This window comes from Halomonas sp. LMYGS-3, from assembly GCF_059509875.1.
The window spans coordinates 1-13391 of sequence record NZ_JCAKFQ010000037.1; the positions used below are offsets into that span (position 1 = coordinate 1).

Below are 13391 nucleotides of genomic sequence, written 5' to 3' on the forward strand. Positions count from 1 at the left end.
ACCAGGCTCACCGCATCCGCCTTGAATTCATCGGAAAATCGACGTCGAGTCTTCTTGGTCATGAACACCTCCATTGCCTCCATTATGAGGCTTATCGGGGTGTCCGCTCCAATTGGACCACTTCAAGCCGATCCGCTGGCTTGAAGTGGATTAGGGAAGGACGAGGCCAGTCAGCACATGGCCAGCCGCCGCTCGGGACGGTTGCCCATGCCTTCGAGGCGTTCCTGGAGGCTGACGAGGCGCTCGACCTGCCCCTTATCGGCGGCCAGCAGAACCTCATTGACCCACTCCGGCACCATCTCGGCAATGCGGTAGTAGACCCACTGCCCCTCGCGGCGATCGTTGAGCAGCCCACAATTGCGCAGCTGCGCCAGATGCCGCGACACCTTGGGCTGGGACTGCTCCAGGGCATGGGTCATCTCGCAGACGCAGAGCTCCCCCTCACGCAGCAGCAACAGCATCAACATCAAGCGGGTCTCGTCGGCGAGACACTTGAAGACGCGAACCGGTTCCAGCAACGTCAAGACAGTCTCCTAAGAGCGATTATTCAGTAGCATTCTACGGGAACCATTCGCACGCCGACAGCGATCTGTCTCAGGCACACTATCGTGGCAGCGATAAGGCCATCGCATTGCCACACTGGCCATTACTTTGTGGCGACCACACGCACCAGAGCGATACGCCCTTCCTCGAGGTTGCGGCGCTGATTCTGGGCCATCTGCATGAAGTCCTCCCCGAGCAACAGATGATAGCCCAGCGGCGGTGGGCCCTCCTTCCGGAGGCGTTCGGCCATCGCGGTGAACCAGCGGCGGGCGGGCTCGGTGGCGTCCGACCAGTCAATGATGCGAAACCCCGCCTGCTCGAGTAGCCGATGCAGCTCTTCTCCCGTGACGAGGAAGCTGGTGTCGGGGGTGCGGGCCCAGGGCACGGGAAACAAGACCGGCACCGTCGTTCCGGCGACGACATCATGGAGTGCCAGGCGTCCCCCGGGCTTGAGTACCCGATGCATCTCACCATAGAGGCGCGACTTGTCGGGAATGTTCATCGCCGCATGTTCCGTCCACACGATGTCGAAAGCCTCGTCGGCGAACGGCAGGTCAAGGGCGTTCCCCTGGCGAAAACTGACCAGCCCCGACAACCCGATGCGATCCGATAACATCTGGGCGACGCGACAATATTCCTCGGTCAGATCCAGGCCCACCACATGGCAGCCGATACGCTCGGCCAAGCAACGTGATGAGCCACCGATCCCGCTACCGACATCGAGCACCCGGTGTGACGCCTCCACCCCGGCGGCATCTGCCAACTCGAGGGTCGCTTCACGGCCGCGGATGTGAAATTCATCCACGGGCGCCAGGTCCTCCGGCACCAGATGGTCGAGATCCTTGCCAGCCGTTTGCAGGGCCTCGAGAATGCGCTGGCCTAGCTCGGGACTGGCATAATGACGCTGGATGTCCTCTTGCAATTGCTCGCTCATAGCCTTCCCCCTGGCCATCGAAATGCGGCGGTCGGCCACTCACGAGTTGCTGAACGACCCGAGAATGGGGCGACCGTTCATGGACTACGTGATCTCAGTATAGGTACCAGCGGCCTGGACAGGGTGACTCCGCGTTCTCCCGTCATGCACCGGAAGTCACCGAACTCGTGACGGTCACTCCCTGCTGGGGTCTTCTCGTCGGCTTCTCCCCGGCGCCCCTCGCTTCAGTGTTGCATGGCGCCTTCCCGCGGCAGCGCCAAGGCCATCAAGGCACTGGCCAGCACCAGCGCCGCCGAGATCCACAGGCAGGCGGCAAGCCCGAAGACCTGGTAGACCCAGCCGGAGAGCAGCGTGCCGGCGAGTCGGCCCATGGCATTGGCCATGTAGTAGAAGCCGACGTCCATGGAGACGCCGTCGGCACGGGCGTAGTGGACGATCAGGTAGCTGTGCCAGCTGGAGTTGATGGCGAACAGCACACCGAAGGCCAGCAGCCCCACCACCAGCCAGCCCACCTCCGCCAGCGGCAGTAGCGCCAGCAGCGCCGGCAGGCCGGCCAGCACCAGCGCCCAGAACGCCGTGACCCCGCGTGCCCCTCCCTTCACCAGGCCGGTAAGGCGCGGCGCCTGGGTCTGCACGCCGCCGTAACCGATCACCCAGATCGCCAGCAGCCCGCCCACCGTCCAGTGGCTCCAGCCGTGTTGGTCATAGAGGAACACCGGCAGGGCCACCACGAACCACACATCGCGCGAGGCGAACAGGCAGAGCCGCGCCGCCGCCAGCACGTTGATCGCCCGCGACTTGGAGAATACCTCGCGGAACTTCGGCTTGCGCTTCTGGCGCCCCAGGTCGGCCTTGAGGCGCACCAGCGACATCACCAGCACGGCGACGAGCATCACCGCCATACTGATCACCGCGCCGCGGAAGCCGATCAGGGTCAGCAACAGGCCGCCGAGGAAGAAGCCGGCCCCCTTGAGAGCGTTCTTCGAGCCGGTGAGGATCGCCACCCAGCGATAGAGCGCACTCTGGGCGCTGGCGCTCTCCTTGGGCACCAGCACCTTGACCGCGCTCTTTGCGCTCATCTTGTTGAGGTCCTTGGCGATCCCCGAGAGCGCCTGGGCGGCCATCACCCAGGGCACGGTCAGCGCCGCGGCGGGCACCATCAGCATGGCCAGGGCGACGATCTGCAAGGCCAGGCCGGCGTTCATGGTGCGGTTGAGCCCCAGCCGCGCCCCGAGCCAGCCCCCCACCAGGTTGGTGATCACGCCGAAGGCCTCGTAGAAGAGGAACAGCAGCGCCACTTCCAGCGGCGAGTAGCCGAGCTGGTGGAAGTACAGCACCACCAGCATGCGCAGGGCGCCATCGGTCAGGGTGAAGGCCCAGTAGTTGCCGGTGATCAGCAGGTACTGGCGAACCTCGAAGGGCAGCGCCTTGAGGCGCGCAGCGAGCGAGACTGCCTCAGCCACGGCCCACCTGCTCACTCCCTACCTTCAGTGCCAGTTCGGCGGTGCGGTTGGCGTAGCCCCACTCGTTGTCGTACCAGGCGTAGAGCTTGAGCTGGGTGCCGTTCACCACCATGGTCGAGGGCGCGTCGATGATCGAGCTGCGCGGGTCGGTGCGGTAGTCGATGGAGACCAGCGGGCGCTCCTCATAGCCCAGGATGCCGGAAAGCGGGCCCTCGGCGGCGGCCTTCAGGGCGGCATTGACCTCCTCCACCGTGACCTCGCGCGCGAGCTCGAAGACCATGTCGGTGAGCGAGGCGTTGGCCAGCGGCACGCGCACGGCGTGGCCGTTGAGCTTGCCGGTGAGCTCCGGGAAGATGGCGGTGATCGCCTTGGCCGACCCGGTGGTGGTGGGAATCAGGCTCATGCCGCAGGCCCGCGAACGGCGCAGGTCGGGTTTGCCGGGAGAGTTCGGGGCATCGAGGATCGACTGGGTGTTGGTGATATCGTGGACCGTGGTCATCGAGCCGTGGCGAATGCCGAAGGTCTCGTGGATCACCTTGACCGACGGCGCCAGGCAGTTGGTGGTGCAGCTCGCCGCGGTGACGATGCGGTGCGTCTCGGGGTCGTACTTGTCGTCATTGACCCCCATCACCACGTTGAGCACGCCCTCTTCCTTGACCGGCGCACTGACCACCACACGATCCACGCCCTGATCCAGGTAGGCCTGGAGCTTGTCGCGGGTCTTCATCTTGCCGGAGCACTCGATGGCCACCCGGCAGGCCGACCAGTCGTTGTCGGCCAACTCGCGGTTGGTGCTGAAGGGGATGGACTTGCCGTCGATCACCAGGGCGTCATCCTCGGCGGCGATCCCCTGCCCCGGCGACCAGTGTCCATGCACCGAGTCGAACTCCAGCAGGTGAGCGAAGGTGGCAACGTCGCCGCCCGGGTCATTGATGCGGCCGATCTCGACCTCGCCGGATTCGACGCGGGGCCAGAGGCTGCGCAGGGTCAGCCGCCCGATGCGTCCGAAGCCGTTGATACCGATAAGCAGTGGTTGAGGCATGGATCCTCTCCAAGGTCATATATGAAGTTTCATATATACTATCAGTCTGTGTCCATCGTGTGACAGCCGGACCCATGCAGCGACGCCCATTTCGGCCAGGCGTTTATCCGTAACGCCCGGTGATGTAGTCCTCGGCCTTCTTGGTGGCCGGGTTGGAGAACATCGTCTTGGTGTCGTTGTACTCGATGATCTCGCCGAGGTGGAAGAAGGCGGTGTAGTCCGCCACCCGTGCGGCCTGCTGCATGTTGTGGGTCACGGTGACGATGGTGAACTGCTGCTTGAGCTTGTCCATCAGGTCCTCGATGGTCGCCGTCGAGATCGGGTCGAGTGCCGAGGTGGGCTCGTCCATCAGGATCACGTCGGGCTGCACGGCGATGGCCCGGGCGATGCACAGGCGCTGCTGCTGCCCCCCCGAGAGCGAGGTGCCCGGCTGGTGCAGCTTGTCCTTCACCTCCTCCCACAGGCCGGCGTCGCGCAGGGCCTTCTCCACCAGCTCGTCCTGCTCCGCCTTGCGACCGACCAGGTCGTGCATGCGCGGCGCATAGGCGATGTTCTCGTAGATCGACTTGGGGAAGGGGTTGGGCTTCTGGAACACCATGCCCACCCGGCGACGCAGTGCCACCTCGTCCATCTTCGCCGCATTGACGTCGCGGCCGTCCATCTCCACCAGGCCCTCGATGCGTACCCCCGGGATCAGGTCGTTCATGCGGTTGAGGCAACGCAGGAAGGTCGACTTGCCGCAGCCGGAGGGGCCGATCAACGCCGTAACGTTCTTCTCGAAGATATCGATGTCGAGGCCCTTGAGGGCCTGGCTCTGGCCGTACCAGAGGCTGAGGTCGCGCACGCGGATGCTCAGGTCATGGCACGCCTCGTCGTTGCGCGTGTGGGGCTGCCCGACCTCGGGGGCCTGGCCATGGCGGGGAGCGGCTTGCATGTTCATGTCGATGTCCTCTGTGACGCGCTGGCTCACCAGCGACGCTCGAATTTCTTGCGCAGTACCACGGCGGTGGCATTGAGGAAGATCAGCACCGAGAGCAGTACCAGGATGCCGCCGGCGGTCTTCTCGACGAAGGCGCGATCGGGTTCGCCCGACCAGGTGAAGATCTGGGCCGGCAGCACCGTGGCGGCTTTGGTGAGGGTGGCGCCGACGTCGGGGATGAAGGCCACCATGCCGACGATGATCAACGGCGCGGTCTCGCCCATGGCCTGGGCCAGACCGATGATCGAGCCGGTCATGATGCCCGGCATCGCCAGCGGCAACACATGGTCACGCACCACCTGCCAGCGCGAGCAGCCCACTCCGAAGGCGGCATGGCGGATCGAGTCCGGCACGCTGCGCAGCGCCGTGCGCGTGGCGATGATGATGATCGGCAGGGTCATCAGCGCCAGGGTCATGCCACCCACCAGGGGCGAGGAGCGCGGCATGCCGAAGAACTGGATGAAGATCGCCAGGCCCAGCAGGCCGAACAGGATCGAGGGAATCGCCGCCAGGTTGTTGATGTTGATCTCGATGATCTGGGTCAGGCGGTTGTCCGGGGCGAACTCCTCGAGATACACCGCCGTCATCACGCCGATCGGGAAGGCCACCACCAGGGTCACCAGCATGGTCATCACGGTGCCGATCGCCGCGGACATGATGCCCGCGAGTTCCGGCATCTTGGAGTCGCCGCGGGTGAAGAAGGTGGTGTTGAACTTCAGCTCCGCGCGCCCCTCCTCGACCAGCCGGTCGACACGGGCCTTGGCGTCGTCGCGCAGGCGGTTGGCGTGCCCCTTGAGGTACTGGTCGACCTGGCCGTCGGCCAGCACCCACTCGCTGCGGGAGGTGCCGAGCAGGGCGGGGTCGTCACGCATCATGAGCGGCAGGGTGCGCAGCCAGCCGCGGCTGACCAGGTCGCGCACCTCCTCGTCCACGGCCGCCAGCGGCAGCTGGCTGGCCTGCTCGCTGTAGTCGACCTCGACCCGGATCTGGGCCTGCTGGAAGGCCGGCAGGCCCTTGTGCAGCATGTCCGCAAAGAAGACCACCAGGAACAGGCCGGCCAGCCCCAGTGCCCCCATGGAGATCCACTTCAGTCGCGCCGACTTGCGGTGGCGCCTCTTGAGCTGGGCGCTGATCTCGTCGAAGGATTGGCTCATCGGACAGATTCCTCGGCGTTAGAGGTTATTGACGCGATACTTCTCGCGGAAGCGGCGGATCATGATCACCGAAACCAGGTTCAGGGTCAGGGTCACCGCGAAGAGCACCAGGCCCAGGGCGAAGGCGGAGAGCGTCTCGGCGCTCTCGAACTCCAGGTCGCCGGTCAGGGCCGCGACGATGCGTACCGTCACCGTGGTCATCTCTTCCAGTGGATTGATGGTGAGGTTGGGGCGCATGCCGGCGGCCATCACCACGATCATGGTCTCGCCCAGTGCCCGGGAGACCGCCAGCAGCGAGGCGGAGATGATGCCCGGCAGGGCCGCCGGTATGACCACGTCGCGGATCGTCTCACCCTTGGTCATGCCCAGCGCCAGGGAGCCCTGGCGCATGCTGTCGGGTACGGCATTGATCACGTCGTCGGAGAGCGAGGAGATGAAGGGAATGATCATGATGCCCATCACGATCCCGGGCGCCAGGGCGTTGTTGAAGGAGGCGTTCAGCCCCAGGCTGCCGGCCAGGGAGACGACCAGCGGGGCCACGGTGATGGCGGCGAAGAAGCCGTAGACCACGGTGGGGATGCCGGCGAGCACCTCCAGGGTGGGCTTGGCCAGGGTACGCACGCGAGCCGGCGCGAACTCCGACATGTAGATCGCCGCCAGCAGGCCGACGGGAATGGCCACCAGCATGGCGATGGCGGTGATCATGAAGGTGCCGGCGAACAGCGGCACCGAACCGAAACTGGCGGCACTGGCCGCGTCGTCGGCACGCCCGGCGGCGGCCAGGAAGCTGTTGCCCGGCGCCCAGACGGTGCCGGTGACGAACTCCCAGAAGCCGTGCAGGCGGAAGAAGCGCAGGGCCTCGGAGACGATCGACAGCAGGATCCCGAAGGTGGTGAAGATCGAGATCAGCGCCGCACCGGCCAATATCCAGCGGATGACCCGCTCGATGGCCTGCCGGGCGTGGAAGTCCGGCCTGACGCAGGCGATGCCCACGATGCCCCCGGCAGCGGCCACCAGCAGGCTGCCGGCCAGCAGGTAGGGGGTGGGGATCTCGGCCCCCAGCAACAGCAGCAGGAAGCCGCCCACGGCGCTGACCAGCAGGGCGGGGCCGGCCGTGGAAAGCGCGGCGAACCAGGCATACTGGTCGGGCTGGGCGTACATGGCGGTACCTGCCGACCGCGTGCGGGTCGCCTTGGCGCGCCCCACCAGGAAGGCGAGCCCTCCCATCGCCAGCAGGGCGGCGCAGAAGAGCAGCAGGAGTTGGTTGGTCTGCATCGGAAGACTCTCGAGGATGCGGTTCCGTTGTCGGGTGCCGGATACGACGAGGGCCGGCAGCTCAGGCTGCCGGCCTCTTCACCGGTACCGGCTGGCGATCACTGCAGATCGGACAGCTCGAGCGTAACGCGGTTGGCCACCTTCTCGCGCGCTTCGGCACGGGCCTTCTCGGCGGCCGGGATCAGGCCGATGCCCTTCAGGTAGCCCAGATCGCCGATCATCTGCTCGCTCATGAACATCTCGGCGTACTCGTACATGGCGGGAACGTCGTCGCCATGCTGGTTCTTGATGTAGAAGAACATCGAGCGGGCCACCGGGTAGTCGCCGCTGGCGATGGTCTCGGGGTCGGCCTCGACGCCGTCGATGGTGGAGCCGATCAGCACGTTGCTGTTCTCTTCCAGGAAGGAGTAGCCGAAGATACCGAAGGCGGTGGTGTCCTGGGTGAGGCGCTGCACGATCAGGTTGTCGTTCTCGCCGCCGTCGACCCAGGCACCGTCGGTGCGGACGTCGGAGTAGTGCTCGCCGTCGTACTCCTCGAAGTTCTCGGAGGCGGCTTCGAGGACCAGCTCCTCGAAGGCGTCACGGGTGCCGGAGGTGGTGGGCGGGCCGACGATGACGATCTCGCGATCCGGCAGGCTGTCGTCGATCTGGTTCCAGTTGGTGTAGGGGTTCTCCACCAGTTCGCCATCCACCGGCACCATGGCGGCCACGGCCAGGAAGATCTGCTCGCGGGTCACCGGCATCGGGTTGTTGGCACTGGACTGGGCGAAGGAGATGCCGTCGTAGCCAATGAACGCCTCGGTGATGTCGGTCACGCCGTTCTCGGCGCAGCGCTCGAACTCGGAGGCCTTCATGCGACGCGAGGAGTTGGTGATGTCCGGCGTGCCCTCCCCCACACCGTTGCAGAACAGGCGAGCCCCGCCACCGGAGCCGGTGGACTCGATGACCGGGGTCGGGTAGTCGGTGGTGGCACCGAACTCCTCGGCCACGTAGCTGGAGAAGGGATAGACGGTGCTGGAGCCGACGATACGGATCTGGTCGCGGGCCTGGGCAACACCGACCACGCCCATGACGGTGGCAGCGATGACCGTGGTCTTGAAAGCACGGCTCTTGAGGATGCGGTTCATGCGAGTCACTCCTGTCTCTGGAAAGGTGTCTGGCCTTTTCACGGCACAGATTGCCGGAGCCGCATGACAGCTTCATGACAGGACGAATGGATCTCGTGGCGAGCGCCGAATCAGATCAGCAGCCCCAGTGCGGCCAGGGTGCAGAGTGCCAGCGACGCGCCCTGCAACAGGCGACGATCGAGGCGAGGGGCGATGCGGTCGGCCAGCGCATTGCCGACGAGCACGACCGGCAGGAAGGTCGCCGCCAGGCCCAGGTGCCAGAGGCGCACCTGACCGGCTAGCGCCAGGGTGGCCAGCGTCAGCAGCGAAGTGATGATGAAGAAGGCGGCCAGATTACCGCGCAGCCGATCCGGCGACAGGCCGTGCAGCAGCAATACAATGGGCGGCCCGCCAATCGCCGCCACGGTACCGAAGACCCCCGACAACACCCCGGCGCCGAACAGACTCACGCCGTTGACCGGCAGACGGAAGCGGAACAGGGTCACCGCCACGGCAAACAGCACGCTGGCGGCGATGAATTTCTCCAGCACCGCCATCGGGGCGGCCAGCAGCAGCCACAGCCCCAGCCCGTTGCCGGGCAAGCGCCCCAGCAGCGCCATACCGATCTCACCCAGCCGCACCTCGCGGCGGTAGCGGCGCATCATCATCAGCGACACCATGAGACCGAACAGCACCAGGATCACCGGCACCAGGCGCGGCTCCAGCATCAGCAGCAGTGGCGCCCCCACCACTGCCAGGCCGAAACCGGTGGCGCGTTGAACGAAGGCGCCGAGTGCCAGCACCAGGGCACAGGCAACCCATGTCCCGGGGCTCATGTCGAGCCAGGCCAGCGCCTCAGGCATGGACCGGCCTCCCTCCCAGGGTTCTCAGCCCCCAGTTGCCGACCAGCGACGCCGCCAGCATGGTAAGCACCATCGGCCAGAGGCTCTCGATCTCGAAGGCCCCCACCATCACCCCCGCCAAGGCGGCGGCACCGAACTTGATGCCCCCCATCAGCGCCGTGGCCGTGGCACTCATGTGCCCGAAGTGGTCGAGCAGGGATGACATGGCGTTGGGGGTGATCAAGCCGATCATCCCGGCATAGACCATGACCAGCCCCACCACCACGGGCAGCGAGGCGAGCCCCATCGCCGCCGCCAGCACCAGCGCCGCGGCCGCCGCCAGTTGCACGCTGAGCCCCAGGTGCAGGTTCTGCTGCGGGGTGCGGGTCTTGAGCAAGTGGATGTTGACCCGGTTGGAGAGCGCGATCACCACCACATTGGCGCCGAAGACCAGCGGGTACATGGCCGGCGAGAGGCCGAAATGTTCCAGATAGAGGTAGGGCGAGGCGGTGACGAAGGCGAACAGTCCCCCGAAGGAGGCGGCCACCGCGCAGATGTAGCCCATGCCTTCGCGGTGGCGGAGCACGCTGGCGTAGTTGAGCAGCACCTGACGCGGCGAGGCCACCGGTGAGTCGGGATCGCGCGTCTCCGGCAAGCGGGTACCCATCAGCCACAGCAGGAAGGCGGCATAGACGGCCAGAAAGACGAAGATCAGCCACCAGTCCGCCAGGTAGAGGAGCCCGCTGCCCACCATCGGTGCCACCAGGGGGGCCAGCATCATGATCATGACCATGGTCGACATCACGCTTGCCGCTTCGCGGCCACTGAAACGGTCGCGCACGATGGCCGCCGAGTTGACCACGCAGGCGCCGCCGCCCAGTGCCTGGACGAAGCGCCAGACGAGCAGCTCGGAGAGCGAGCCGATGGTGGTGATCGCCAGGCTGGCCAGCAGGAAGGCGACCAGCCCGCCGAGCAGTACCGGCTTGCGCCCCAGCCGGTCGGAGAGCGGGCCGAAGAGCAGCTGGCCGATGGCGAACCCGGCCAGGAAGACGCTGATCGACAGCTCGGTGTGATGGATACTGGCCCCCACACTGGCGGCCAGTGCCGACATGGCGGGCAGGTAGGCATCGATGGCGAAGGGAGCCAGCGCCGTATTGGCCGCCACCAGCAGTGCCACGCGTCGCGCGTTGAGGGTCAAGGGATCTCCTTTCCGCAAGTCAGCGAGTCTTTGATAGGCAGCTAATGATAACCCATCGAGGTGACGCCTGCCGGTATCTGTTCCCGCTCGCACAGCCTTGTTACAGTGGAATCATCTTCAATCAGGAGCCAGGCCCAATGGCAGACGATCTGCTAACGCAACTCAAGCGCATGACCACGGTAGTCGCAGACACCGGCGATATCGAGGCCATTCGGCGCTTCCAACCCACCGATGCGACGACCAACCCCTCACTGATCCTCCAGGCCGCCCAGCAGGAGGCGCGCCGCGCACGGCTGCAGGAGATCGCCCGCCGGGCCATCGACATCGACGACGCCCTCGACGCGGTAGCCGTCGAGATCGGCAGCGAAATCAGCGAGCTGGTACCAGGCTATGTCTCCACCGAAGTCAGCGCCAGGCTCTCCTTCGACACCGAAGCCACCCTCAATCGGGCGCGCTCACTGATCGAGCGCTACGACCGCCACGGCATCGGCCCCGAGCGCATCCTGATCAAGATAGCCTCCACCTGGGAGGGCATCCGCGCCGCTCGCCAGCTCGAGCGTGAGGGCATCCACACCAACCTCACCCTGCTGTTCGGCTTCACCCAGGCCCGGGTCTGCGCCGATGCCGGGGTGACCCTGGTTTCGCCTTTCGTCGGACGCATCCTCGACTGGCACAAGGCGCGCGAACCCGACGCCGATTTCACCGGCGAGCGCGACCCGGGCGTGCAGTCGGTCAGGAGCATCTACGAACACTACAAGGGCCACGGCTACGATACCGTGGTGATGGGTGCGAGCTTTCGCAACACCGGTGAGATCCTGGCGCTGGCCGGTTGTGACCGCCTGACCATCTCCCCTGCCCTGCTCGGCGAACTCGCCGAGAGCCCGGGCACCCTGGAGCGTCGCCTCGCGCCGCTGGATGCCGAGACCCGCACGCCGGAACCGCTGGACGAGTCCGAGTTCCGCTGGGCGATGAACGAGGATGCCATGGCCACCGAGAAACTGGCCGAGGGGATCCGCAAGTTCATGGACGATCAGCGCAAGCTCGAAGCCCTGCTGGGGGAACTGAGAAAAGGAACCCGCGAGTCGGAGACGCGCCGGTAGCTGCGGGGCGGCCTCGGCGCCATCTGCCGCGAGCCTGCGGGCATCATCGAGATGTTCGCGGCTCAATGGTGGTGCGACGCGGCCTCCTGGGCCTCCAGCATCTCCACGAGGGGCTGGAACTCCTCGCGATTGTGCTCATTCATGTGCATCAGGATGCGGTGCGCCTCGAGGATGCGCCGGCGCAGCGCCTCCTCGTCGGCAGGTACCTCGGGCAGGTCGCTGAGCTCGCAGGGCTCGGTGATCGGCGCCTCCACCAGGGTGAAGTAGCGCTCGAATCCCATGACGTCGAGCATGCGCTGAACATCGGGATGGTCGGCGACGATAGTGGGCGGCTGCTCGAGCTTGCCCTGCACCGCCATGGCCACCTTGGCCAGGAAGCCCAGGGCCGTGGAATCCACGTTGGTGGCTTCCCGCAGGTCGATCATCACCGCCCGGAGCCCAGGGGTCTCGGAGAGCCGCTGCGCCTGGCTGTCCAGGGTGGCGCAGAGGGTCAGGCGCACGTCACCGCACAGCTTGAGTACGAAGACCCCGGAGTCGAACGCCGCCTTGATGCGGCCTTCATGAATCATCATCGCCAAATCCGCTCAACATCATGATCGTCAGGTCATCAGGCAATTTATCCAGCCCCGGGCCATCCTCGACAACGGTCTCGTCGTCGGTGGAAACGTCTCCCAGGGCCAGACTGTCCCGCAGGTCCTCCAGCGTCTCGCTGGTACGTACCCGCTGCTCGAGTTCCCTGAGCCGCATGTCGAGCGTTTCGCCCGGCAGGCACTCCAGTATCCCATCGGAACACAGCCACAGTCGGAAGTTCGCCGGCAGCGGACACCCCAGGGGGGGGTATTCGACGCCCGGGAACAACCCCACGGGCATGCCCTCTCCGACCAGGGATTGGACCTCGCCATTCGCCACCAGCAGCGGCATGGGTAGCTGTGCGCCCAGCGAATAGTGCAGATAGCGACGCTCCAGGTCAATCACCCCGACGAACAGGGTGGCGTGCTTGCCGATGCCGGTGTCCAGCAGCTCGCGGTTGAGCTCCGCCAGCCAGCGCGGTGCCAGCGCTTCCGGCCGGGTGCCGTCCCACTCACCCTGCCAGCGATTGGAGAGGTACTTCAACAGCACCGTGACGAAGGCCGAAGAGGCGCCGTGGCCCGACACATCGGCGAAGTAGAAGAGGACGAAACGGTCATCGAAGCGCTGGAAGTCGAGAAAGTCGCCCGACAGATAGAGCGACGGCGCCAGCCAGTAGTCGCAGGTCACCCCGCCGACCGTCTGCGGCCGCGCCGGAAGGAGCTTGCGCTGGATCTGGCCACCGGCCTGCTGGTCCATGCGCAGCATCGCCAGGTGGGTCTCGAGGCTCTCGTTGAGATCGGCGAGCCGCTCGCGATCCTGGGCCCGCTCCTCGGCGAGCCGGTGCAGCTCGATCGCCTTGCGGATCATGCGGCGCAGCAGCTGTCCATGACGCAGCGGGTCGACGATATAGTCGATCAGCCCCGCATCCACCGCCTTGAGCAGGTCCGCATCCAGGCGCTTGTCACTGACCACCAGGGTTGGCAGGTGGGCGCTGAGGCGTGCCCAGTCATTACTGGGCACCGCGCGGGCATGGGCTACCACCAGTGCCGTCTCCGGTGGCAGGTCGTCCATGCGGTCCGCGGCGAACACCACCAACCCATCCCGGGCGATGGTTTCGGCCAGGGCATCCCTGGCCTCGCCCGGGACGTCGATCACTCCAATCAGCTGCTTGGGACGTTCCATGCC

General features: G+C 65.9%; 13 protein-coding genes. 1 reads left to right on the top strand and 12 read right to left on the bottom strand.

Features of this window, described 5'->3' with window-relative positions; genetic code table 11:
* Nucleotides 1-170 precede the first annotated feature (170 nt).
* The 10 genes from AC5W54_RS20625 to AC5W54_RS20670 all read right to left on the bottom strand — a co-directional run bounded on the left by AC5W54_RS20625 (nt 171) and on the right by AC5W54_RS20670 (nt 10536).
* On the bottom strand, nt 171-467 hold the full coding sequence (locus AC5W54_RS20625; RefSeq protein ID WP_495963997.1) for a metalloregulator ArsR/SmtB family transcription factor: 297 nt from the start codon (nt 465-467) through the stop codon (nt 171-173).
* Between the two features lie 179 nt (nt 468-646).
* Nucleotides 647-1516, bottom strand: coding sequence for a class I SAM-dependent methyltransferase (locus AC5W54_RS20630; RefSeq protein WP_495963976.1), 870 nt, complete (start codon nt 1514-1516; stop codon nt 647-649).
* Between the two features lie 185 nt (nt 1517-1701).
* Complete coding sequence (gene arsJ / locus AC5W54_RS20635) at nt 1702-2940, bottom strand: organoarsenical effux MFS transporter ArsJ (protein ID WP_495963977.1); 1239 nt, start codon at nt 2938-2940, stop codon at nt 1702-1704.
* Nucleotides 2933-3982 (bottom strand): ArsJ-associated glyceraldehyde-3-phosphate dehydrogenase, encoded by a 1050-nt coding sequence (locus tag AC5W54_RS20640; protein WP_495963978.1) that lies wholly within the window; start codon nt 3980-3982, stop codon nt 2933-2935. The genes arsJ and AC5W54_RS20640 overlap by 8 nt, the downstream gene beginning before the upstream one ends.
* A gap of 103 nt (nt 3983-4085) precedes the next feature.
* Nucleotides 4086-4922, bottom strand: a complete 837-nt coding sequence (gene pstB / locus AC5W54_RS20645; RefSeq protein ID WP_495963979.1) for a phosphate ABC transporter ATP-binding protein PstB — start codon at nt 4920-4922, stop codon at nt 4086-4088.
* A gap of 26 nt (nt 4923-4948) precedes the next feature.
* Nucleotides 4949-6115 carry a phosphate ABC transporter permease PstA gene (gene pstA / locus AC5W54_RS20650; RefSeq protein WP_495963980.1) on the bottom strand — a complete coding sequence of 389 codons (1167 nt, stop codon included), beginning with the start codon at nt 6113-6115 and terminating at the stop codon, nt 4949-4951.
* Nucleotides 6116-6133: 18 nt separating this feature from the next.
* Nucleotides 6134-7390, bottom strand: coding sequence for a phosphate ABC transporter permease subunit PstC (gene pstC / locus AC5W54_RS20655; protein WP_495963981.1), 1257 nt, complete (start codon nt 7388-7390; stop codon nt 6134-6136).
* 98 nt (nt 7391-7488) lie between these two features.
* Complete coding sequence (locus AC5W54_RS20660) at nt 7489-8517, bottom strand: substrate-binding domain-containing protein (RefSeq protein WP_495963982.1); 1029 nt, start codon at nt 8515-8517, stop codon at nt 7489-7491.
* A gap of 110 nt (nt 8518-8627) precedes the next feature.
* Complete coding sequence (locus AC5W54_RS20665) at nt 8628-9359, bottom strand: sulfite exporter TauE/SafE family protein (protein ID WP_495963983.1); 732 nt, start codon at nt 9357-9359, stop codon at nt 8628-8630.
* Entirely contained in the window at nt 9352-10536 is a 1185-nt protein-coding gene (locus AC5W54_RS20670) for a multidrug effflux MFS transporter (RefSeq protein WP_495963984.1), read from the bottom strand. The genes AC5W54_RS20665 and AC5W54_RS20670 overlap by 8 nt, the downstream gene beginning before the upstream one ends.
* A 137-nt stretch (nt 10537-10673) precedes the next feature.
* On the opposite strand from AC5W54_RS20670, the gene tal reads away from it, so the two are divergent.
* On the top strand, nt 10674-11636 hold the full coding sequence (gene tal, locus AC5W54_RS20675) for a transaldolase (protein ID WP_495963985.1): 963 nt from the start codon (nt 10674-10676) through the stop codon (nt 11634-11636).
* 62 nt (nt 11637-11698) lie between these two features.
* On the opposite strand, the gene AC5W54_RS20680 is transcribed toward tal, so the two are convergent.
* Both AC5W54_RS20680 and AC5W54_RS20685 read right to left on the bottom strand, forming a co-directional pair.
* A complete protein-coding gene (locus AC5W54_RS20680; protein WP_495963986.1) occupies nt 11699-12208 on the bottom strand; it encodes an STAS domain-containing protein in 510 nt (169 codons plus the stop codon).
* A complete protein-coding gene (locus tag AC5W54_RS20685) occupies nt 12195-13388 on the bottom strand; it encodes a PP2C family protein-serine/threonine phosphatase (protein ID WP_495963987.1) in 1194 nt (397 codons plus the stop codon). Before AC5W54_RS20685 ends, AC5W54_RS20680 begins: the two co-directional genes overlap by 14 nt.
* Nucleotides 13389-13391 lie beyond the last annotated feature (3 nt).

Excerpts from the sequence above, each read along its gene's own strand:
- AC5W54_RS20625 (WP_495963997.1), bottom strand. The coding sequence starts at position 467 with ATGTTGATGCTGTTGCTGCTGCGTGAGGGGGAGCTCTGCGTCTGCGAG.
- AC5W54_RS20640 (WP_495963978.1), bottom strand. The coding sequence starts at position 3,982 with ATGCCTCAACCACTGCTTATCGGTATCAACGGCTTCGGACGCATCGGG.
- pstB (WP_495963979.1), bottom strand. The coding sequence starts at position 4,922 with ATGAACATGCAAGCCGCTCCCCGCCATGGCCAGGCCCCCGAGGTCGGG.
- pstA (WP_495963980.1), bottom strand. The coding sequence starts at position 6,115 with ATGAGCCAATCCTTCGACGAGATCAGCGCCCAGCTCAAGAGGCGCCAC.
- pstC (WP_495963981.1), bottom strand. The coding sequence starts at position 7,390 with ATGCAGACCAACCAACTCCTGCTGCTCTTCTGCGCCGCCCTGCTGGCG.
- AC5W54_RS20660 (WP_495963982.1), bottom strand. The coding sequence starts at position 8,517 with ATGAACCGCATCCTCAAGAGCCGTGCTTTCAAGACCACGGTCATCGCT.
- AC5W54_RS20665 (WP_495963983.1), bottom strand. The coding sequence starts at position 9,359 with ATGCCTGAGGCGCTGGCCTGGCTCGACATGAGCCCCGGGACATGGGTT.
- tal (WP_495963985.1), top strand. The coding sequence starts at position 10,674 with ATGGCAGACGATCTGCTAACGCAACTCAAGCGCATGACCACGGTAGTC.
- AC5W54_RS20680 (WP_495963986.1), bottom strand. The coding sequence starts at position 12,208 with ATGATGATTCATGAAGGCCGCATCAAGGCGGCGTTCGACTCCGGGGTC.
- AC5W54_RS20685 (WP_495963987.1), bottom strand. The coding sequence starts at position 13,388 with ATGGAACGTCCCAAGCAGCTGATTGGAGTGATCGACGTCCCGGGCGAG.